This window comes from Streptomyces sp. NBC_00286 (assembly GCF_036173125.1).
Lineage (GTDB): Bacteria > Actinomycetota > Actinomycetes > Streptomycetales > Streptomycetaceae > Streptomyces.
In genome coordinates this window covers 1,097,296-1,117,258 of sequence record NZ_CP108054.1, presented here as the reverse complement: position 1 = coordinate 1,117,258, position 19,963 = coordinate 1,097,296, and the positions used below count along the sequence as shown (strand labels likewise).

At 68.8% G+C, this 19,963-nt stretch carries 18 protein-coding genes and 1 pseudogene; 11 read left to right on the top strand and 8 right to left on the bottom strand.

Annotated elements, in window-relative coordinates:
* Positions 1–43 precede the first annotated feature (43 nt).
* Positions 44–3,226 (top strand): family 78 glycoside hydrolase catalytic domain, encoded by a 3,183-nt coding sequence (locus OHT21_RS05235; RefSeq protein WP_328767040.1) that lies wholly within the window; start codon positions 44–46, stop codon positions 3,224–3,226.
* 44 nt (positions 3,227–3,270) lie between these two features.
* The gene (locus OHT21_RS05230) at positions 3,271–6,342 is read left to right on the top strand and encodes a family 78 glycoside hydrolase catalytic domain (protein ID WP_328773965.1); all 3,072 of its coding nucleotides are present in this window, start codon (positions 3,271–3,273) and stop codon (positions 6,340–6,342) included.
* Between the two features lie 12 nt (positions 6,343–6,354).
* Here OHT21_RS05230 and OHT21_RS05225 read toward each other — a convergent pair whose 3' ends face one another.
* The 5 genes from OHT21_RS05225 to OHT21_RS05205 form a co-directional block, all read right to left on the bottom strand.
* The gene (locus tag OHT21_RS05225) at positions 6,355–7,344 is read right to left on the bottom strand and encodes a zinc-dependent alcohol dehydrogenase family protein (protein WP_328767039.1); all 990 of its coding nucleotides are present in this window, start codon (positions 7,342–7,344) and stop codon (positions 6,355–6,357) included.
* On the bottom strand, positions 7,341–8,234 hold the full coding sequence (locus tag OHT21_RS05220) for a carbohydrate ABC transporter permease (RefSeq protein ID WP_328767037.1): 894 nt from the start codon (positions 8,232–8,234) through the stop codon (positions 7,341–7,343). Before OHT21_RS05220 ends, OHT21_RS05225 begins: the two co-directional genes overlap by 4 nt.
* On the bottom strand, positions 8,231–9,187 hold the full coding sequence (locus OHT21_RS05215) for a carbohydrate ABC transporter permease (RefSeq protein WP_443050316.1): 957 nt from the start codon (positions 9,185–9,187) through the stop codon (positions 8,231–8,233). Before OHT21_RS05215 ends, OHT21_RS05220 begins: the two co-directional genes overlap by 4 nt.
* Positions 9,188–9,334: 147 nt before the next feature.
* Positions 9,335–10,693, bottom strand: coding sequence for an ABC transporter substrate-binding protein (locus OHT21_RS05210; RefSeq protein ID WP_328767036.1), 1,359 nt, complete (start codon positions 10,691–10,693; stop codon positions 9,335–9,337).
* Between the two features lie 81 nt (positions 10,694–10,774).
* The gene (locus tag OHT21_RS05205; protein ID WP_328767035.1) at positions 10,775–11,536 is read right to left on the bottom strand and encodes a DeoR/GlpR family DNA-binding transcription regulator; all 762 of its coding nucleotides are present in this window, start codon (positions 11,534–11,536) and stop codon (positions 10,775–10,777) included.
* Between the two features lie 420 nt (positions 11,537–11,956).
* Between OHT21_RS05205 and OHT21_RS05200 the strand changes: the two genes are divergently transcribed.
* From OHT21_RS05200 to OHT21_RS05180, 5 genes and pseudogenes are all read left to right on the top strand, one after another.
* A complete protein-coding gene (locus tag OHT21_RS05200) occupies positions 11,957–12,265 on the top strand; it encodes a GNAT family N-acetyltransferase (RefSeq protein ID WP_328767034.1) in 309 nt (102 codons plus the stop codon).
* Between the two features lie 32 nt (positions 12,266–12,297).
* Positions 12,298–12,708: a (4Fe-4S)-binding protein gene (locus OHT21_RS05195; protein ID WP_328767033.1), complete on the top strand. Its 411-nt coding sequence runs from the start codon at positions 12,298–12,300 to the stop codon at positions 12,706–12,708.
* A 9-nt stretch (positions 12,709–12,717) separates the two neighbouring features.
* Positions 12,718–12,930, top strand: a pseudogene (locus OHT21_RS05190) (NAD(P)-binding domain-containing protein); the annotation flags it as partial.
* A gap of 273 nt (positions 12,931–13,203) precedes the next feature.
* Positions 13,204–13,437 (top strand): hypothetical protein, encoded by a 234-nt coding sequence (locus tag OHT21_RS05185; RefSeq protein WP_328767032.1) that lies wholly within the window; start codon positions 13,204–13,206, stop codon positions 13,435–13,437.
* A gap of 170 nt (positions 13,438–13,607) precedes the next feature.
* On the top strand, positions 13,608–14,558 hold the full coding sequence (locus OHT21_RS05180; protein WP_328767030.1) for an NmrA/HSCARG family protein: 951 nt from the start codon (positions 13,608–13,610) through the stop codon (positions 14,556–14,558).
* 66 nt (positions 14,559–14,624) lie between these two features.
* Here the strand turns inward: OHT21_RS05180 and OHT21_RS05175 are convergent, their stop codons facing one another.
* Positions 14,625–14,879: an LLM class flavin-dependent oxidoreductase gene (locus OHT21_RS05175; RefSeq protein ID WP_328767029.1), complete on the bottom strand. Its 255-nt coding sequence runs from the start codon at positions 14,877–14,879 to the stop codon at positions 14,625–14,627.
* 266 nt (positions 14,880–15,145) lie between these two features.
* Here OHT21_RS05175 and OHT21_RS05170 point away from each other — a divergent pair, with 266 nt between their 5' ends.
* Positions 15,146–15,613, top strand: a complete 468-nt coding sequence (locus OHT21_RS05170) for a MarR family winged helix-turn-helix transcriptional regulator (protein ID WP_328767028.1) — start codon at positions 15,146–15,148, stop codon at positions 15,611–15,613.
* Positions 15,614–15,648: 35 nt separating this feature from the next.
* Here the strand turns inward: OHT21_RS05170 and OHT21_RS05165 are convergent, their stop codons facing one another.
* Positions 15,649–16,095 carry a DoxX family protein gene (locus OHT21_RS05165; protein ID WP_328767027.1) on the bottom strand — a complete coding sequence of 149 codons (447 nt, stop codon included), beginning with the start codon at positions 16,093–16,095 and terminating at the stop codon, positions 15,649–15,651.
* Here OHT21_RS05165 and OHT21_RS05160 point away from each other — a divergent pair.
* The 3 genes from OHT21_RS05160 (at position 16,045) to OHT21_RS05150 (ending at position 18,049) form a co-directional block, all read left to right on the top strand.
* The gene (locus OHT21_RS05160) at positions 16,045–16,383 is read left to right on the top strand and encodes a GNAT family N-acetyltransferase (protein WP_328767026.1); all 339 of its coding nucleotides are present in this window, start codon (positions 16,045–16,047) and stop codon (positions 16,381–16,383) included. The two genes, OHT21_RS05165 and OHT21_RS05160, sit on opposite strands and share 51 nt — an antisense overlap.
* A gap of 97 nt (positions 16,384–16,480) precedes the next feature.
* A complete protein-coding gene (locus OHT21_RS05155; RefSeq protein WP_328773963.1) occupies positions 16,481–17,587 on the top strand; it encodes an LLM class flavin-dependent oxidoreductase in 1,107 nt (368 codons plus the stop codon).
* Between the two features lie 30 nt (positions 17,588–17,617).
* Positions 17,618–18,049, top strand: coding sequence for a tetratricopeptide repeat protein (locus tag OHT21_RS05150; RefSeq protein ID WP_328767025.1), 432 nt, complete (start codon positions 17,618–17,620; stop codon positions 18,047–18,049).
* Between the two features lie 98 nt (positions 18,050–18,147).
* On the opposite strand, the gene OHT21_RS05145 is transcribed toward OHT21_RS05150, so the two are convergent.
* Complete coding sequence (locus tag OHT21_RS05145) at positions 18,148–19,872, bottom strand: PucR family transcriptional regulator (RefSeq protein ID WP_328773962.1); 1,725 nt, start codon at positions 19,870–19,872, stop codon at positions 18,148–18,150.
* Between the last annotated feature and the right edge of the window lie 91 nt (positions 19,873–19,963).

Below are 19,963 nucleotides of genomic sequence, written 5' to 3'. Positions count from 1 at the left end.
CACGGCAACACCCGTACCCGAAATCGCATGATCGGAGGTTGGCATGCCCGACGCCCCGAGCGGAGCGCTAGGCCGTAGACAGGTGGTCGGCACGATGGTCGTCTCAGCGGCAGGGCTGGCAGTGCCCGCGGCTCCCGGGCTCCCCGTGCCAGCGGCCCACGCCGCCGCGGAGGGCGGCGGACCGGGCGCGAGGGTCACCGGTCTGGCCGTCGACGGCCGCGAGGACAACCCGCTCGGCGTCGACGACCCCGCCCCGCGACTGAGTTGGCGAGTGGCGGGGGCCGGGGAGGGATGGACTCAGGTCGCCTACCAGGTTCACGCGGCGCGCTCCGAAGCGGATCTCGACAAGGGTCCTCTGCTGTGGGACAGCGGCAAGGTCCGCTCCTCGGCCCAGACGGACATCGCATGGCACGGCCCCGCTCTGGCCTCGCGCGACCGGGTGGTCTGGCAGGTGCGGGCCTGGGGCACCGACGGCGACGCGACACCGTGGAGCCGGCCCGCTTCTTGGGAGATGGGGCTCCTCAAGCGCTCCGACTGGGACGAGGCCCAGTGGCTCGAGTACCCGGGCCGAACCGTCGACCAGCCACTGCCGGTGTTCGCCCGCGCCTTCCGGGTGGACGGTCGACGGGGAAGGGTCGTCAGGGCGAGGCTGCACCTGTCCGGCATCGGACTGCACGTGGCCCGGCTCAACGACCGGCCCGTCACCGATGAGGTGCTCGCCCCGGGTAACTCCAACTACCAGCTCTCCACCGAATACCGGGTCTACGACGTCACCCACCTCATCCGCCGCGGTGACAACGTCCTGGGCGTCGAACTGGGCCACGGCACGGCGCTCGTGACCCGGTCGGTCACGCATCCCGCGACCGGCCGCACTGCCCCGTACAGCTGGTGGCAGAGCCAGTTCAAGGGCAGCGGCCACCTCGTCTCGCCCGCCGCCCGGGGCACCACCACCATCAAGGTGAGCAGCGTGGTGGGCTATCACGTCGGCGGCACCGTCAACATCGACACCGGCGACGGTGGCGAGCGCCTGGAGTCACGCACCATCACCTCGATCGGCACCGCGGGCACCGACGGCACCGGTATCGCCTTCGAGCCCGGCCTCGCGTCCGCTCACGAGAGCGGTGCCGCCGTCTCCGGCTCCGGCAACTCCCTTGCGAGCACCGACCCGAGCGCGGGCGCCGCCGTCTCCCCGAGACTGATCGCCCGACTGGAACTCACGAGAGCGGACGGGACGGTCGAGACCGTCGTCAGCGACCGCTCGTGGAAGACGGCTCTCGGCCCGACGGTCACCGCCAACTGGTACTCCGGCTCCGACTACGACGCCCGGCGCGAGCAGCCCGTCTGGACCGCCCCCGGTGCGGATCTCGGTGAGTCGGCGAGGCGGCGCGACGGCTCGGCCATGGGCTGGGTGGACGCAGGAATCGCTCCACCGCCCAACCTGACCACCGAGCTGGTCTGGCGGGTGGCGGAGCCGCTCAGGGTCGTCGACAGGCTCCGACCGGTCAGTGTCACCCGGCCGCAGCCAGGCGTGTGGGTCTTCGACTTCGGGCAGAACTTCGCCGGATGGCCGTTGCTCGAGCTCGACGGTCCGCTCGAGGCCGGGACCACGGTCAAGCTGTACCCCGCCGAGTCGCTGAACGCCGACGGCACCGTCAACCAGGCTTCGATCATGGGTGGTGGCGCCGCCCGCGGCACCGACGTGTTCGCCGCCTACACGACGTACGGCGACCGGCGAGGCGAGCGGTGGCACCCGCAGTTCCACTACTTCGGCATGCAGTGGGTGCAGGTGACCGGCCTGCCCGAGGGCTACCTACCGACCCGGGACACGGTGACCGGCCTGCAGATCCACGCGGATGCGCCGGCCGCCGGTTCGGTACGGACGTCCGACGACCGGATCAACCGCATTCATCGCATGGCCCGTTACTCGGTCATGAGCAACACCATGTCCACCTTCACGGACTGCCCGGGCCGCGAAAAGCTCGCCTACCCCGCCGACTACGTACAGCCCTTCGGCTCCCTGCACCGCACCTTCGGATATCCGGCCTACCTGCGCACCATGCAGCGGCACCTGGCGGAGGGCCAGTCCCGGGCCGGCGACAACATCGGCAACGTCGCGCTCAAGGCCCCGGTGTACGACTGGGGATACACCGGCCGGTTCGGCGACGAGATCAACTGGGGCAACGGCATCATTCTCGTGCCCTGGCTGGCGTACGAGACGTACGGCGACACCCAGACGATGAGCCGCTACTACGCGCAGATGCAGGCCTTCCTCACCTACATCAGGACTAGGAAGGCCGGCATCGGCGCGGACGCCCACATCGTGGACGCGGCCCTCGCCGACTGGATCGCCAGTGAGAACACCTCGGGCCGCATCACCGGAACCTGGGGCTACTACCAGATCGCCGACCGAATGGCCCGGATGGCAGGGCTGATCGGGCGCTCTGCGGACGCGGCCGAATACCGCAGCCTCGCGGCCAACATCAAGGACGCGTTCAACGACGCCTTCTACAACGCGGCGCTCGGCCGGTACACCGCCGAGGGAGACCAGGGCGATACGGGGGCGACCCAGGCCGCGCAGGCGCTCGCGCTGGACGAGGGCCTGGTCCCGGAGGGCGAACGCGGGAAGGTCCTCGACGCCCTGGTGGAACTGGTCTACGCCCACCGGCCGTTCGGGGGAGGGCCGCACTTCAGCGGCGGCACGATCGGCCTCGCCCCGATCGTCAGGGCCCTGCACGAAGGCGGCCGCGACGACGTCCTGTGGGATGTCCTCCAGGAGGACACCCGCCCGAGCTACGGCCACTTCATGGCACCCACCACCGCCAATCCCAAAGGCCTGACGACCATTCCCGAAGAGTGGGACATGGACAACTCCAAGAACCACATGATCCTGCTGCAGATCGAGGAGTGGTTCCACAACGGCCTGGTGGGGATCCGCCGGCCGCGCGGCAAGGCCGGCTACCGCGAGTTGGTGATCGACCCCCGCCCGGTCGGCGATCTCACCCATGCCGAGGGCAGCTATCGGACGCCGCACGGCGTGGTGTCCGCGCGGTGGACCCGAAAGAACGGCAGGTTCCGGCTCGATGTGGAACTCCCGCCGAACACCACGGCGGAGATCCGGATGCCCACGGACGATCGCGCCACGTATGCCGTCGGCTCCGGGCAGCACACGTTCACCACCCGCGACCTCTCGATCGATTCCCGGAAAACCGGAAGGACCAAGGTGTGAGCCATGTACGTCGTCGAACGGTGCTCGCAGTGACGGCCGGCGCCATGTCGGCAGGGGCTGGTGGCATGGGTGGCGTGGGTGGCGGAACCATCGCGCACGCGGCGTCCTCCTTCCGCCTGGGGGATGCCGCGGTGTACGGGCTGACCGTGGAACACCGTACGGATCACCTGGGCGTGGACGCCGCCCGCCCGCGCTTCGGCTGGCGCATGCGGTCGGCAGCGCGCGGCCGGAGCCAAGGGGCGTACCGGCTCCTCGTGGCGAGCGCCCGGGACAAGCTGTCCACCGCCCGCGCGGACGTCTGGGACAGCGGGCGAGTGCGATCCTCCGATTCCGTGGCCGTCCGCTACGCGGGCAGGCCGCTCACCGCCTCGACCCGCTACTACTGGACCGTCACCGTCTGGGACGCCGAAGGCCGTCCGGTCGGGATCGCATCCCCGTCGTACTTCGAGACGGGTCTCATGAGCACGGACGGCGTGGCCGGATGGGACGGCGCCCAGTGGATCGGAGTGAAGGGGAAGCGCCCAAACTCGCCCGGTGCACCGATGCTGCGGAAGCAAGCGTCCTTGAAGAAGCGGTTCGACGTCCGTGATGCCCGGCTGTACGTCTCGGCCCTCGGCGTGTACGAGGCCCACGTCAACGGATGTCACGTCACCGTTCCGCAGGACGGCGGCACCACGATCGAACTGCTGCCGCCGGGCTGGACGAACTACGACGCACGCGTCAACTACATGACGTACGACGTCACCGACCTCGTGACGCGGGAGCCGGACGTCACCCTCGCGGTCGTCCTGGGCAACGGCTGGTACAACGGCCGCGTCTCCGACGGCAGTACGTACTATTCCAAGGACGGCAACGCCCTCGCGGTCAAGGCCAAGCTGCTGATCCGGTACGCCGACGGGACCTCGCAGACGGTCGTCACCAGGCCGGACGGCGGCTGGAAGGCCACGGACACCGGCCCCTACCGCGCCGACGACATCTACGACGGTCAGACCTACGACGCCCGCAGGGAACCGCCGGGCTGGACGGCGCACGGATTCGACGACTCCGGCTGGTCGGACGTGGAACGCGTCGCCTTCGAGGACAAGTACCCGGACGTCCAACTGCTCGCCTACCCGGGCGAGACCGCACGCTTCATGCCGCAGTGGGACCGGCGGCCGCGGTCGATCACCGTCGCCACCGGAGTGACCGGACAGGACGGCAGCCCCAACGGTAGGGGACGCATCATCGTCGACCTCGCCCGGACGGTGACCGACCCGGAGAAGGCAGCCTGCGCACTGGTCACGATCGGCAGCGGCGACACCGCGATCTTCGACCTCGGCCAGAACATGGTCGGCGTCGCCCGCTACAGCCTGCGCGGACCGGCCGGAGCCAAGGTCGAGTTCAAGTTCGGCGAGATGCTCAACGACGACAGCTCCGGCGCGGACGGCCCCGAGGGCTCCGTCTACCGGGCCAACCTCCGCAGCGCCAAGGCCACCAGCACGTACATCCTCAAAGGCGACCGGAACGGCGAGACCCACCAGGACTCCTTGACCTTCTACGGCTTCCGCTATGTCTCCGTCACTGCGACGGAAACCGTCACCATCACCGGCCTGACCGGAAAAGTTGCCACGTCCGCCGTCCGCGAGACCGGCACCCTCACCACCGACCATCCGGACATCAACCAACTGGCGAGCAACATCCGTTGGGGCCAGCGCGGCAACTACCTCTGGGTGCCCACCGACTGCCCGCAACGCGACGAACGCCTCGGCTGGACCGGCGACACCCAGGTCTTCGCCACGACCGGCCTCTACAACGCGGACGCGGGAGTCTTCCTCAGCCACTTCCAGGACACGGTCGTCGACTCGGCTGCCATCTACGGCGCGGACAAGGCGCAGTTCACCGGGGTGGCTCCCGGCGGCCGGTACAACTTCCCGGGCGGCGGGAGTGGTTGGGCGGACGCCGGAGTCATCGTGCCGTGGACCGTGTGGCAGATGACCGGTGACGCGACTGTGGTCAGGGACAACTGGCCTGCGATGACCAGGTACGTGGACTGGATCCGGCAGCAGACCGGCGACACCTACTTCGGACAGGGCTCCCTCACCGGCGACTGGCTGGCCCCGCAGAAGACCAGCGCCCAGCTCATGAGCGACGTCTACTACGGCTATGTCGCCCGGCTGATGGCACAGATGGCCCGCGCGACCGGCAAGACGGCGGAGGCAGACGCGTACGAGCGGCTCTTCGGACACATCAAACAGGCCTTCATCACCAAGTACCTGAGTACCGAGGGCGATCGGGTCACGGTGAAGTCCAGCCTGGGTGACGCGTCACCGATCGAACCGGGCGCCGACCCCAACGAGAAGACGGAGGACAACAGCCAGTCGGCGCTGCTGTGGGTCCTCAAGCTTGGCTTCTACGAGACGGAGGCCCAACGCCGCACGCTCGTCGGCCTGTTGGCCGACAACATCGGCAACGACGAGGCCTACAAGGCCGCCCACCCGAACAGCACCCGGGTCAAGTACGCCGAGAACACGCTGTCCGTCGGCTTCCTCGGCGTCAACGTCCTGGCCCCCGTCCTCACCGACGAGGGCCGCGCCGACCTGGCGTACAAACTGCTGCACCAGGACGCGCTGCCGTCCTGGCTGTACTCGGTACACAACGGCGCCACCACCGTCTGGGAGCGCTGGAACTCCTACTCCGAGGACGCCGGCTTCGGCCCGGTCAGCATGAACTCCTTCAACCACTACGCGTACGGCGCGATCATGGAGTGGATGTACGCCTACATGGCCGGCATCGCCCGCGACCCCGACAGCCCCGGTTTCAAGCACTTCATCCTGCAACCCCACCTCGATCCCACCGGCAAGGTCACGCAGGTCTCCGGCTCGTACGAATCGCCGTACGGAGAGATCCGCAGCGAGTGGACGGTGGAGGCCGGAGGCGGGACCCTCGCGTACGAGACGGTCGTGCCCGCGAACAGCGAGGCGACCCTGCGGCTCCCGGCCACCTCCGCCGCCACCGTCCGCGAGGGACGCACCCCACTGGCACGAGTGGAGGGGGTCCGCTTCCTCGGCCACGCGGACGGGGTGGCCTCGTACCGGATTCCTTCCGGCTGGTACAAACTCACCGCCCGGCTGCACTGAGCTGCGCACCCGTCAGGGAAGCACCACGATCTTGCGTCCCTGGCCGGCTGCGAACCGTTCCAGTGCCTGTGGGTACTGCGTCAGCGGCAGCCGGTGGCTGATGAAGATCTGGGGATCGAGCACCCCGGTGGCGAACAGTTCCGCCGCGCGCTCGTAGCTGTGCAGCACCGCCATGGAGCCGGTGATGGTGATCTCCTGGTTGTAGATGCGGTACGGCGAAATGGTGGCCGTGGTCGCGTAGTCGGACACCCCGAACTGCAGAAATGTTCCGGCCTTGGCAACCCGTTCCAGGCCGTCCTGGATGGCGGCGGCGTTGCCGGTCGCGTCGACCACCACGTCCCAGCCGGCCGGGCGCCCCAACTCCTCGGCGGACAGCGCCGCTTGTGAACAGCCCAGCTTCTCAGCCGTCGTCAGCCGCTCCGGATTGACGTCGACGACATCCACCGAGGCGGCACCGGTGCGCTTGGCCAGCTCCAGCATCATCAGGCCCATCGTCCCGCTGCCGTAGATCAGCACATGGGAGCCGAGCCTGCTGCTGAGCACGTCGTATCCGCGCACGGCGCAGGACAGCGGCTCGATCAGGGCCGCGTCCTGGACGTCCACGTGGTCCGGCAGCCGTACGCAGTTGGCGACGGGTGCCACGGCGTACTCGGCCGCGCCACCGGCCACGGTCACGCCGATCGCCTGCCACTGGTCGCAGAGGTTGTTGCGTCCCACCCGGCAGTAGCGGCACTCGTTGCAGTACAGCGAGGGGTCCACGGCGACCCGGTCCCCGATCGCGAGTTCGGTGACCTCGCTGCCGAGGCCCACGACCTCCCCGGCGAACTCGTGGCCCGGCACGACCGGCAGTGTCGGTGCGAACTCGCCCTGCAGGATGTGCAGATCGGTCCCGCACAGCCCGCAGGCCGCCACATCGAGCACGACCTGGCGCGGCTCGGGAGTGGGGTCGGGCACCGTGGCGACGGTGACCTTGCCGGGGGCTTCGATGACAGCGGCTTTCATTTGACTGCTCCTAGGGACAGGCCGCGTACGAGTTTGTCCTGGGCGGCGAAACCGGCGATGAGGACCGGCAGGGAGACCAGCGTGGCCGCCGCGCACAACCGGGCCAGGAACAGGCCCTCGTTGGTGATGAAGCCGACGAGGAACACCGGCGCGGTGGAGGCCTGGGTCGCGGTGAGGTTGACAGCGAACATGAACTCGTTCCAGCTGAAGATGAAGCAGATCAGCGAGGTGGCGGCCAGGCCCGGCATGGCGACCGGTGCGACGATGCGCAGCAGGACGGTGGGCAGGCCGGCGCCGTCGACCTCGGCGGCCTCCAGGATCTCCTTGGGCACCTCGGCGAGGAACGAACGCATCATCCACACCGCGATCGGCAGGTTCATCGCGGTGTACAGGACGATCAGCGTCCATACGTTGTCCAGCATCCCGACCTCTTTGACGATCATGTAGATCGGCAGCAGAGCCGCGATCGCCGGCAGGAACTTCGTGGACAGGAAGAAGAACATCACGTCGGTCCACTTCTCGACCGGCTTGATGGACAGCGCGTAGGCCGTGGGCACCGCCAGGGCGAGCACCAGCAGCGTGGAAATGACGCTTGCCATGGCCGAGTTGAGGAGGAAAGGGGTGATGTCCCGGCTGAACAGCGTTTCGTACTGGTCGAAGGTGAGCGGGGCCAGCAGGGTGGGCGGGTTGGTCGCGGCGTCGGCCTCCTGGTGGAAGGAGGTGAGCACCATCCAGGCCACCGGTGCGAAGAACGCCAGGGTGGCGAGCCAGGCGACGAACGTCCACAGCGGCGACAGCCTGGGCGCACCACCGTGGTCGCCCTGCTTGCCGTGACGTCGCAGAAGCTTCTTGAGCCCGGCTCCGGGCGTGGCGACGGCTGCGTGGGTCATCGGGATACCTCCTCGCGGAACAATGACGCGATGGTGCGCAGCGCGAAGGTCGCGATCACGATCGAGCCGAGGACGACGACGACTCCGGCGGCGGCCGCCTCGCCGTACTCGTACTTGCGGAACATGGTCAGGTAGATCTCGTAGGGGAGGTTGGTGGTCTGTGAGCCGGGGCCGCCCTGGGTGATGGTGTAGACCGCGTCGAAGGTCTGCACGACGTAGATGGTGCCGAGCAGGATGCCCAGTTCCAGGTACTGGCGCAGGTGCGGCAGGGTGATGAAGCGGAAGGTCTGCAGCGCCGAGGCGCCGTCCACGCGGGCGGCCTCCAGTACGTCGCCCGGCTGCGCCTGCAGGCCGGCCAGCAGGATCAGCATCATGAACGGGGTCCACTGCCAGACCAGGGAGAGGACGACCGCGGGCATCGGGTAGGACGAAATCCAGTCCATCGTGGGGCCGTTGTCGGCGCCGAAGAGGCGGTATACGGCGTTGAGGGTGCCGTTGAGCAGTCCGTAGTCGGGGTTGTAGAGGGCGTGCTTCCACAGCAGCGACGCGGCGACCGGCATGACCAGGAATGGCGCGATGAGCAGGGTGCGCGCCAGGCCGCGGCCGAGGAACCGGCGGTCCAGTAGCAGGGCCAGGCCCAGGCCCAGGAGCACGCTGATGAGCACCACCGACGCGGTGAGCACGACGGTGTTGAGCACCGCCGTGCGCAGCCGCTCGTCGGTGAAGACGAACTTGAAGTTGGACAGGCCCACGAAGTGCCGGTCGCCCGGCTGGAGGATGTTCCACTGGAAGGTGGAGATGACGAGCGTGGCCACGAAGGGCAGTTGCGTCACGACGATCGTGAAGATCAGCGCGGGCAGCAGCGGAACGCGCCGCCGCCACTTGCTGATGCTGGTCGTCCGATGACGGACGGGCGGCGGTGCCGCCTTGGGTGTTTCGATGAGCGTGGTCATGGTGATTGGCGTTTCCTCCGCCGATGGGGGCACCTCCCAGGCCCTTGAGGCACTGGGGGGCCGGGGTAGGGGAAGCAGTCCCGGCCTGGACGGTCGAGGTAGGGGAAGTGGCGCCCGGCCGGGGGAGGACCGGCCGGGCAGTGGAGGTCACTTCTGCTTCTTGGCGACTTCCTCGGCGAGCTTCTGGCCGTCGTTGAGCGCCTTGTCCACGCTTGTCTTGCCGGCGATGGCAGCGGAGATCTCCTGGGTCACCTTCGTGCCCAGGTCCTGGAACTCGGGGATGGCCACGAACTGGACCCCCACCGTCGGCCTGGCCTGCATGCCCGGGTCGGACGGGTTGGCCTGCTGGATGGACTGCAAAGTGACGTCACCGAAGGCCTCGGACGCCTTCGCGTACTCGGGGATCGCATACGTGCTGGCCCGCTTGCCGGCCGGCACCCGCGACCAGCCCAGCTCCTTGCCGACCAGCTCCTCGTACTCCTTGCTGGACGCCCACAGCATGAACTTCGAGGCCGCGTCCGCCTTCTTGGTGGTCTTCGGCATCGCCCACGCCCACGCCCACAGCCAGCCACTGTTGGGCGTCTCGACGGTCGGGGCGTACGCGTAGCCGACCTTGCCGGCCACCTTGCTGGACTTGGCGTCCTCCAGCGATCCGGCCGCACTGGTCGCGTCGTACCACATCGCGACCTTGCCCTGGCTCATCGCGTTCAGGCACTCGGTGAACCCGGCCTGCGACGCGCCCGCCTCCCCGTGCTTGCGCACCAGGTCGACGTAGAACTTCGTCGCCTCCTTGAACTTCGGGCTGTTGACCTGCGCCTGCCAGTCCTCGGTGAACCAGGTGCCGCCGAAGGTGTTGACCATGGTGGTCAGCGGCGCCCCCAGCTCACCCCAGCCGGCCAGGCCGCGCAGGCAGATGCCCTTCATGCCCGGCCGGGCTCCGTCGACCTTGGCGGCGATGTCGGCGACCTGCTGCCACGTCGGCTTTTCGGGCATGGTGATGCCCTCCTCCGCCATGACCTCCTTGTTGTACATGAGGAAGGACGACTCGCCGTAGAACGGCAGCGCGTACAGCTTGTCGTCCTCGCCGGACAGCGACTGGACCATCGGCTTGAGCAGATCGTCCTTGTCGAAACTCGAATCCTTGTCCGCGTAGGAGCCCAGCTCGTGCAGCCAGCCGTTCTTCTCCCAGATGGGCACCTCGTACGCGCCGATGGTGGCGACGTCGTACTGGCCGGCCTGGGTGGCGATGTCCTGGGTGACTTTGTCCCGCAGCTCGTTCTCCGGAAGGATCGTGAAGTTGACCTTGATGCCGGTGTCCTTGGTGAACGTGCTCTTCGTCAGCTTCGCGATGTCCTCCATCTGCGGATTGCCGACCATCAGGACGTTGATGCTCTCGCCGTCACCCCCGCCGGTGCCGCCACCTCCGGCACCGGCACATCCGGCGAGCAGGAGCGAGCCCGTGGCGGTCGCCGCGGCGAGGACTTGGATCATTCTTCGTGTGCGCATGACTGACTCCATGGGTGTTCGAGGGCGTGGGGAACCAGGACCCCGGCCTTACGGGGTGGGGATGGGGAGTTGAACTGCGGCTCAGGCCTGGATGACCTGGGGACCCAGCAGTGCGTAGCGGCGGGCCTCGGAAGCGTGCAGCCCCGTGTCGGTGACGATGGCTTCAAAATCCGTCACGTTCGCGAATCGGCAGAAGCTCGCGGCACCGAATTTCGTGTGGACGCCGGAGAACACCCGGCGTTTGGCGACCCGCATCACCTCGGCCTTCACCTCGCTGACCGCGGGATCGGGGGTGGTGAGCCCGTACTCGCGGGAGATGCCGTTCGCTCCCACGTACGCCAGGTCGATGGCGAAGTGGGACAGCATGCGGGTCGCCCAGTGGTCGATCGTGGCCTGCGTTCCGCCACGCACCCGGCCGCCGAGCAGCAGCGCGGTGATGTTCTGGGCGGAGGCCAGGTCGGCTGCGGTGGCCAGCGAGGACGTGACCACGGTCAGTGGCCGGTCGCGGGGCAGGGCGGCGGCGATGAGCTGCGGGGTGTAGCCCTCGTCGATGTAGACGGTCTCGGCGTCCCCGAGCAGTGCGGCTGCGGCGGCCGCGATCCGGGACTTCTCGGGGACGTGCTCGGTCGTACGGAAGGCGAGCGTGGTCTCGAAGCCCGCGCTCTCCACGGGATGGGCACCGCCGTGCGTACGCCGGACCAGCCCTTGCGCCTCCAGCAGGTTCAGATCGCGCCTCACGGTCTCCTTGGAGACCCCGAGTTCGGCGGCGAGCTTTCCGACGTCCACGGATCCGGAACGGCGCGCCGTTTCCAGGATTCCGCGTCTTCGTTCCTCGGCGTCCACGGCGACACCTCCGTTTCACGGCTCTGGGCGCGGTGCACGCGCCGGCTGTTTCCCGGAACCTGGCCCGACCGGGCTCCGGTGGCCAAATTTCTACAAGGCGATTGCCCGTACTGAACAGGTTCGTCGTAGAGCAGTTCATGACCGAATGTGCCCGTATTTCGGAGCGCGGAGCCCCTGGATGATGCGGTGGAGAGCTCCGTGGCGCAGGAGTCCGCTGCCCGCTCGCAGACAGAGGTGTGCCTGTTCGCTGCCCGTTTGTCCGGATGGATCAGGACACCGGGTCGGGATTCGGCGCGCATATCCGGCCACCCGACCCGCACCCCTGCCAGGTTGATGCATCAACAAGATGGGATAGTCTTACGTCCTGGCCGGCCGGGTCTCCCGTCGAGTTGAGCGGGACCAGGTCCAAGAGGAGGACGTATGGCGGTCGAAGTGAACGATCTGCCCGAGGCGAGGCGTTACGAGGCCCGGGTTGACGGAGAGCTCAAGGTTGCGGGCTTCGCGGAGTACATCCGTACGGCGGAGCTCGTCGCGTTCGTGCACACCGAGGTCGCACCGGAATACGAGGGCAGGGGAGTCGGGTCCGCGCTGGCCCGCACCGCTCTCGACGACGCACGCGCCTCGGGGCTGCGGGTATTGGCCACCTGCCCCTTCATGGCGGGCTGGATCGCCCGGCATCCCGAGTACCAGGACCTGCTGTACCAGTCCCGCAGCAACGTCAGCGACTAGCACTGCCGCACACGGCGGTGAGGGAGGCCGGCATGAGCGACAGGCCCGCGAAGAAGTCGTACAAGAGCGAGTCGATCACCGTGACCTTCGAGGCCCGGCGCTGCCTGCACGCCGCCGAATGCGTCCGTGGTCTGCCGGAGGTCTTCGACACGGCCGCGCGGCCGTGGATCCGGCCCGACGGTGCCGCGGCCGATCGCCTGGCCGAAGTGGTGCGGCGCTGCCCCTCGGGCGCGCTGCAGTACCAACTTGCGGACGGCGGGACGGAGATCCCGGAGCGACCCACGCAGGTCACGCGCGGCTCCACCGGCCGGCTGACCCTGCGCGGCGAACTGCGCGTAGACACACCGGAAGGTCCGCGCGCCGAGACCAGGATCGTTCTGTGCGGCTGCGGGCAGAGTCGGCTTCAGCCGTACTGCGATCACGCGGGGCCCTGCGGCCGGTGATTCCGCGGGCCCGCCCCGCGCGTGGTCGACGGCGGCAAGTCCCACCGGACGGATGACGAGAAGCGCGCCCTCGAACTCGCCGCGTGGGGCATCGGGTTCGTCGACGCGGGCGTTTCGGGCGGCGTATGGGGTCTGGAGAACGGTTACGCGCTCATGGTCGGCGGCGATGCCGCCGACATCGCCGCCGTGAAGCCCGTCTTCGACGCGCTCAAGTCCGACGGACCAACCAGTTCGGCGGCCATGCCGTCACCGCCGCGGGCGAGGCGGAGTGGGCCCGCCGTCCGGGGCGCGTCGCCGACCGGGCGCCGTTCGGTGTCCTGCTGACCGGCATGGGCACGGTGACGGTCGTCGCCGCGGCCATCGCGCTGGCAGCGGACAGCCCGAGGGCCATGGTCCCGCTCTCCGTGCTGGGCGCCGGCGGCTTCCTCACCAACCCGGCAGTCAACGCCCGCGTGTTCAGCATCCTGGGCGAGGCCAGGAGGGCTTGGCGGAGCCATGCACATCGCCGCCTTCAACGTCGGGATCGCCATCGCCCCGTGGGTGGCCGGCCTGGTCATCGACGCGGACCTGGGCCTGCCGGCCATCGGCTGGGTCGGCGCGGCCTTCGCCCTGGCAGCCCTCGCGAGCACGCTCCTGGACGGCCGCCTCACCCGCCACCACCAGCACACGACGCAGAACCTCACCGCGGCCGCCCCCGACACCTGCCAGGCAGCCACCGCCTCCCGGTGAGCCGGCCGGACGGGGGGTTCGGCCGCGAGCTGTTCGGGTGTACGAACGTCTGGGTGGACGTGGCTGATCTCCCTGAACCCGACCGGTAAAAGTTGACGCGTCAATCGACTTGAGCGTAGCGTCATTGTTGACGCATCAACGAGACTCTCTCTCGGGCAGGAGTTGCAGGCATGAGCGACAAGAAGATCATCGCGGTCACCGGAGCGACGGGTGCGCAGGGTGGCGGCGCCGCGCGGGCGATCCTCGCCGACCCGGACTCGGGCTTTACGGTGCGGGCGCTGACCCGGAATCCCGACTCGCCCGCCGCCAAGGAGCTCGCCGGGCTCGGAGCCGAGGTCGTACGGGCGGACTTCCATGACGAGCCGACCGTGCACAAGGCGTTCGAGGGCGCCTACGGCGCCTTCCTCGTCACCAACTTCTGGGCGCATGGTTCGGCGGCCAAGGAGACGGACGAGATCAACGTCCTGGTCCGGGCCGCCAAGGCCGCGGGCCTGCGTCACGTGGTCTGGTCGACTCTGGAGGACACCCGCGAACTGCTGCCGCTGGACGACGGCCGGATGCCCGTCCTCCAGGACAAGTACAACGTGCCGCACTTCGACGCCAAGGGCGAGAGCAACCAGCTGTTCGAGCAGGCCGGAGTGCCCACGACCCATCTGAACACCACCTTCTACTTCCAGGGCTTCCTTCAGGGCCTCGGTCCCCAGCGCGCGGAGGACGGCGTACTGGCGCTGACCCTGCCGCTGGAGGACGGCAAGCTCCTCGCAGGCGTGGACGTGGCGGACATCGGCCGGACCGCTTTCGCCATCCTCAAGGGCGGCGAACAGTTCATCGGCCGCACCATCAGCCTGGCGGGCGACCACCTCACCGGCGCGCAGTACGCGGAGAAGCTGGGGGCCGCGATCGGCGAGCCGGTGCGCTTCCAGTCCGTCCCGTACGACGTCTTCCGCACCCTCGACATCCCCGCGGCCGACGAGATCGGCAACATGTTCCAGTACTACGGCGACTTCGACCAGGAGTTCACGGGCGCCCGCGACCTGGACCGCCTGTGGGAACTCAACCCGGAGCTCAAGAGCTTCGATGCCTGGCTGGCTGAGAACGCCTCGAAGATCCAGGTGAGTTGAGATTGGTGACGGACGAGGCCCGGGGTGCTGCCCCGGGCCTTCGTCACCCTCCAGGCCGCCGCCCGGCTACTCGGTGACGCCGGAGGGCAGGCGGATGCGGTTCGTACGGGTCGCGATGCCGGTGAGCACGGTCTCCGGACTCGAGATCGCGAACTCCGGGTGGTGGTGCTCACCGAGGGCGAGGACGTCGACGCCGGTCTCCTCCGCGAGAACGGCCTCGTCGACGACCTGCCGGATGGCCTGTGCGTCGGACACGGGGGTGCCGGAGTCGTCGTCCGGTACGTCGCCGAACGTGTCCAGGCCGAAGACGAGATCAGACATGGGCGGGCTCCTCCTGCTGTGTTCCCCGGCCGTGGCGTGGGTGACAGGGCTATTGTTAGTTGATGCATCAATCATTACTCAGCATGATTGATGTATCAACCAGTAGCCCGGCGAACTGGCAGCAGACCTGCCTGCTACGCGATTGGCCCCCATGCTCGTGATGCGCGGGCCCGGAGGCGCGGTCCGGGACAGCCAGGGCAGGGCAGGACAGGTCGGGCCGCGCCTCCGGAGTTCGGTGAGCTATCAACTATGAATACAATTACGTCATGGATGAATCGGTGCGATGGCTGACGCAGGAAGAGCAGCATGCGTGGCGGAGTTTCGTACGGTTGCATGAGCGGCTCGGTGGCCGTTTGTCGCGCTTGCTGCAGACGGAGTCGGGGTTGTCGGCTGCGGACTTCGCGGTACTGGTCAACCTGACGGATGTGCCGGAGGGGCGGCAGCGCTATCAGGATCTGGCCCGCTCGCTGGAGTGGGAGAAGAGCAGGATGTCCCACCACATCGCGCGGATGGCCGGGCGGGGGTTGGTCGTTCGGGAGGAGTGCCTTGAGGACGGGCGCGGCGCGTTCGTGGTGATCACGGAGGCGGGGCGTACGGCGATCAAGGCCGCTGCCCCGCTCCATGTCGAAGCTGTGCGTGAGCTGTTCCTCGACCATGTCACCCCGGCGGAACTGCGGGTGCTGGGCGACGTCTCCGAACGCGTTGTGAACAAGCTGGACGCGGACGGGTCCTGACCCGCGAACGCGATGGGTGCGTGGTGCTGGGCGGGTCACATCGCGAGTCCGAGCGTCACGGCGGTGGCCACTGAGAGTGCGATGAGGGCGAAGGGGGTCATGGCGTTCCCGCGCGTGGCAGGGTCGGCGTAGTCGCCGGCCCTGGCGTGGAAGCCGACAGCGCCGACCATCGTGAGGGCGAAGCCGATGGCGGCCGCGATGCCGAGGGGCTGCCAGAAGAGGCCCACGATCAGGCCCACCGCGGCGGCGACCTCGGCCAGTCCGATGGAGCGGACGAGGCCCGCGCTCAGTCCCATGTGCGACTGCAGCCCGGCGGAGACGTCGCCTTTGAGGAGCGCCTTCGGTGCACCCGCGGCCAGTGTCGCAACGCCATCATCACCCCGCGCCGGAACCCTCCGCGTCGCTGACCCCCAGCGAAAGGCACATTGATCATGAGCGAGACTCCCACCGCGCCGGTCGTCGAGCGCGTCGATGCCCGTCACCGGTACGAGATCCTGGTCGACGGCAAGCGTGCCGGTGTGGCCGCGTACCGCGACCGTGGTGCGCAACGGGTCTTCTTCCATACGGAGGTTGACGACGCCTTCGCCGGTCAGGGCCTGGGCGCGCAATTGGTCCAGCAGGCTCTCGAGGACGTGCGCGAGTCCGGGAAACGGATCGTGCCCGTCTGCCCGTACGTGGCCAAATTCGTCCAGCGGCATGCCGAGTTCGCCGACATCACCGACCCCGCGACGCCCGACGTCCTGCGCTGGCTGGAAGCGGAACTCGGCTGACGGGAGCCGCGGTCGGCGGGGCGGAATAGGGAAGCTTCGGCGTGCGTTGCGAGCGTACGGTTGATTTGTCAACCACATGAGTGAAAGGCTGAAGCCGATGCAGTTCGGCATCTTCACCGTCGGTGATGTGTCCACCGACCCCACCACGGGCCGTACGCCGACCGAGCGCGAGCGGATCAAGGCGATGGTCGAGATCGCGCAGAAGGCGGAAGAGGTGGGGCTGGACGTCTTCGCGACCGGCGAGCACCACAACCCACCGTTCGTGCCGTCCTCGCCCACGACGATGCTGGGCTGGATCGCCGCGCGCACGGAGCGGATCATCCTGTCCACGGCCACCACGCTGATCACCACCAACGACCCGGTGAAGATCGCCGAGGATTACGCGATGCTCCAGCACCTGGCCGACGGTCGCGTGGACCTGACGATGGGCCGCGGCAACACCGGCCCGGTGTACCCGTGGTTCGGCAAGGACATCCGGGACGGCATCAACCTCGCCATCGAGAACTACGCACTGCTGCACCGGCTGTGGCGCGAGGACGTCGTCGACTGGGAGGGCCGGTTCCGCACGCCGTTGCAGGGGTTCACCTCCACGCCCCGGCCGCTGGACGGCATACCGCCGTTCGTCTGGCACGGCTCCATCCGTTCCCCGGAGATCGCCGAGCAGGCCGCGTACTACGGCGACGGCTTCTTCCACAACAACATCTTCTGGCCGAAGGAGCACACCAAGAAGCTGATCGATCTGTACCGGGAGCGGTACGCGTACCACGGCCACGGCAGCCCCGAGCAAGCCATCGTCGGCCTTGGTGGACATGTCTACATGCGCCCCAACTCCCAGGACGCCATACGGGAGTTCCGCCCGTTCTTCGACCACTCGCCGGTGATGGGCGGAGGGGTCTCCATGGAGGAGTACATGGAGCAGACCCCGCTGACCGTCGGCACCCCCGAACAGGTCATCGAGAAGACGCTCACCTTCCGCGAGCACTTCGGCGACTACCAGCGCCAGCTGTTCATCGTGGACGGCGGCGGTGTCCCGCAGAAGGCCGTGCTGGAGCAGATCGACATGCTCGGCGAGGAGGTCGTACCGGTGCTGCGCAAGGAGTTCGCCAAGTACCGGCCGGCCGACGTGCCCGACGCTCCCACCCACGCCTCGCTGCTCACCGCGCGGGACGCGGAGCGCGCGCCGACCGCGGGACCGGCGGCCTGAGAACCGTACGACCTAGGAGGGAGAGTAGTGATGAGCGACAACTTCAACGACACCTGGGCGAACGGCGGTGTCGCGCCCGACCGTTGGGCCAGCGCGCTGCACCTGTTCGACAACGGCGCCGGTGTGCCGCACGAGGAGACCACCGCCGAGCGCTGGGAGCGAGCCCAACTGCTCTTCCAGGCAAGGGACTACATCGGCGCGGCGAAGCTGCTCGCCGCCGTGGTCGAAGAGGTCCCGGAGCAGACCGGTCCCCGGCTGCTGCTGGCCCGCGCCTACTACCACTCGGCCCAACTGCGGCGCGCCGAGGAGCAGTTGCGCGTGATCGTCGAGCGCGATCCGGTGGAGCACTACGCCCACCTGATGCTGGGCCGCACCCTGGAACGTCAGGGGCGCCATGACGAAGCGAAGCCCTGGATGCGCATGGCCGACGCCTTCTCGGGCGAGTTCCGGGACGACGACTGAGCGAGGGCGTGGCGAGGAGTGTGTGGGCGGCGGGCACTGGTCAACCGGTGTCCGCCGCCGACGTGTTGGTGAGGTAGCCGCTCAGGCAACCGGCCGCTTCACGGACGCCCCCGCAAGATGTCCAGCGCCGTAAGCGCCACATGGAGTTCCGTGCGCTCTTCGCCGGACTCGAGGTCGCAGGCCAGCAAGCGCTCGATCGTACGCAGGCGTTGGTAGACCGTCTCCCGGGACAGTCCGCCGCGGCGTGCGGTGGTGGTCTTGTTGCCGGCCGCGTCGAGGTAGTGGCGCAGGGTTGTCAGCAGGTCGGTGCCGTGGCGGGTGTCGTGGTCGATGAGAGGGCTGAGTCGGCGTTCGGCGTACTCCTGGATGCGGGGGTCCTCGCGGAACGCGTACAGGAGGCGGCGCAGTCCGATGTCGGGCAGTTCGTGGAAGGAGCGGTCCGGGGGGAGGGGCTGGCCGGGCGGCGTGGCCTCGGCGACGCGGGCCGCCGCGCGGAAGGAGCGGGCGGTGTCGCGGAGGTCGGTGACTTCCGAGCCGACGCTCACGACCGCCGTCGAGGCGACGTCCAGTGCGGCGCGGCTCAGCTGTTCGGCAATGGATCGCCAGGGCTGCGACGGGCGCAGCGCGAGGAGGATGCCGAGACGGCCGGGAGCCAGTTCACCGACGAGGGCCGGGATTCCTGCGGCCCGCGCCTCTTGGGAGAGACGGGTCTCCAGGACCACGGCCTCGTCCGAGTCCGATGTGCCGAGGTCCGATGTAGGGATGACCGATGTACGGAGGTCTGCCGCACGGAGGTCTGCTGTACCGAGATCTACGAGGATCGCGAGGAACCGGCTGTCCTCCGTGGGCAGCCCCAGTGCCGCGAAGCGGGCGCGGGCGTCCTCGGGGGAGTGGTGGCGCTGTTCGGCCAGGTCCCGCAAGGCGTCTCGGTGTGCTGTGCGCTCCCAGGGCGTGGGGTGGATGAGGCGGGCGACGGCCAGGGCCATCGCCGTACGCTCCAGCACGGTGATGTGCTCCGGGCCGAAAGCCGGTTCGCCGGCCCGGACGGGGAGCATGGCCACGCGGCCCCAGCGTTCGCCCTGGTACTCGACGGGTGCGGTGAGCCAGCCCTCCGGGCCGCCCACGTCCGGGTGGTCGCCGGTCGGCGTGGCCCGGGAGCGCTGTTCCCAGTCGGTGAGTGCGTCCTCCAGGGTGCTGCCGGAGACCTCGTACGTCAGCGCCTGGTGCACCAGGTTCTCCAGTACGACCGTGTGGCCGCTCAGCTGCGCCGCCACGCGCACCACGTCTTCGGGTCCCGCGCCGCGCAGCGTGAGGGCGGTGAACGCCTCGTGGATGCGCTGGGCGCGGCGCATCGCCTCCGCCTGGCTGCCGAGGATGAGGGCGTGGACGACCTGGGTGACCTCCAGGAAGTTGACGTCCTTGGCGAGGGTGATCAGGGGGAGGCCGCGGGCCCGGCAGGCCTGGACGAGTGCGTCGGGCGGGCGGTGGTAGCGGCGTACGAGTTCGATGACCAGGGCGGCGGCTTCGACGCGGGCGAGTTCGTCGACGTAGCGGCGTACGCCTGCCGGGTCCTCGGGCAGGGGCATGCCGGTGGTCAGGACGAGTTCGCCGCCCTTGAGGAAGGAGGCGGGGTCCGTGAGTTCGGTGATGTGGACCCAGCGGACCGGCCGGTCGAGGTGGGCGATGCCGGTCACCACCTCGGGTCGTCCGGCGGACAGGACGGGCAGGGCCAGGATGTCCGCGACGGTGGGCGCGCGGCCGGCCGGGCCGGTGTCCCGGTCGTCGATGGCCGGCGGACGATTTGTCGGGCGCTTGTCGTTCACGGTGTCCACGGTGTCTCCGTAGGGGTCCCCGACACGATCGGAGGGGCGCGCTCGGGGGAGTGCCCGGTCACTGTGGCAAGCGGCGCTGACC

Coding starts and splice junctions, on each gene's coding strand:
- OHT21_RS05170 (WP_328767028.1), top strand. CDS start 15,146: ATGGATGAATCGGTGCGATGGCTGACGCAGGAAGAGCAGCATGCGTGG.
- OHT21_RS05200 (WP_328767034.1), top strand. CDS start 11,957: ATGGCGGTCGAAGTGAACGATCTGCCCGAGGCGAGGCGTTACGAGGCC.
- OHT21_RS05225 (WP_328767039.1), bottom strand. CDS start 7,344: ATGAAAGCCGCTGTCATCGAAGCCCCCGGCAAGGTCACCGTCGCCACG.
- OHT21_RS05155 (WP_328773963.1), top strand. CDS start 16,481: ATGCAGTTCGGCATCTTCACCGTCGGTGATGTGTCCACCGACCCCACC.
- OHT21_RS05210 (WP_328767036.1), bottom strand. CDS start 10,693: ATGCGCACACGAAGAATGATCCAAGTCCTCGCCGCGGCGACCGCCACG.
- OHT21_RS05220 (WP_328767037.1), bottom strand. CDS start 8,234: ATGACCCACGCAGCCGTCGCCACGCCCGGAGCCGGGCTCAAGAAGCTT.
- OHT21_RS05215 (WP_443050316.1), bottom strand. CDS start 9,187: ATGACCACGCTCATCGAAACACCCAAGGCGGCACCGCCGCCCGTCCGT.
- OHT21_RS05195 (WP_328767033.1), top strand. CDS start 12,298: ATGAGCGACAGGCCCGCGAAGAAGTCGTACAAGAGCGAGTCGATCACC.
- OHT21_RS05175 (WP_328767029.1), bottom strand. CDS start 14,879: ATGTCTGATCTCGTCTTCGGCCTGGACACGTTCGGCGACGTACCGGAC.
- OHT21_RS05160 (WP_328767026.1), top strand. CDS start 16,045: ATGAGCGAGACTCCCACCGCGCCGGTCGTCGAGCGCGTCGATGCCCGT.
- OHT21_RS05180 (WP_328767030.1), top strand. CDS start 13,608: ATGAGCGACAAGAAGATCATCGCGGTCACCGGAGCGACGGGTGCGCAG.
- OHT21_RS05235 (WP_328767040.1), top strand. CDS start 44: ATGCCCGACGCCCCGAGCGGAGCGCTAGGCCGTAGACAGGTGGTCGGC.
- OHT21_RS05150 (WP_328767025.1), top strand. CDS start 17,618: ATGAGCGACAACTTCAACGACACCTGGGCGAACGGCGGTGTCGCGCCC.
- OHT21_RS05230 (WP_328773965.1), top strand. CDS start 3,271: ATGTCGGCAGGGGCTGGTGGCATGGGTGGCGTGGGTGGCGGAACCATC.
- OHT21_RS05185 (WP_328767032.1), top strand. CDS start 13,204: ATGCACATCGCCGCCTTCAACGTCGGGATCGCCATCGCCCCGTGGGTG.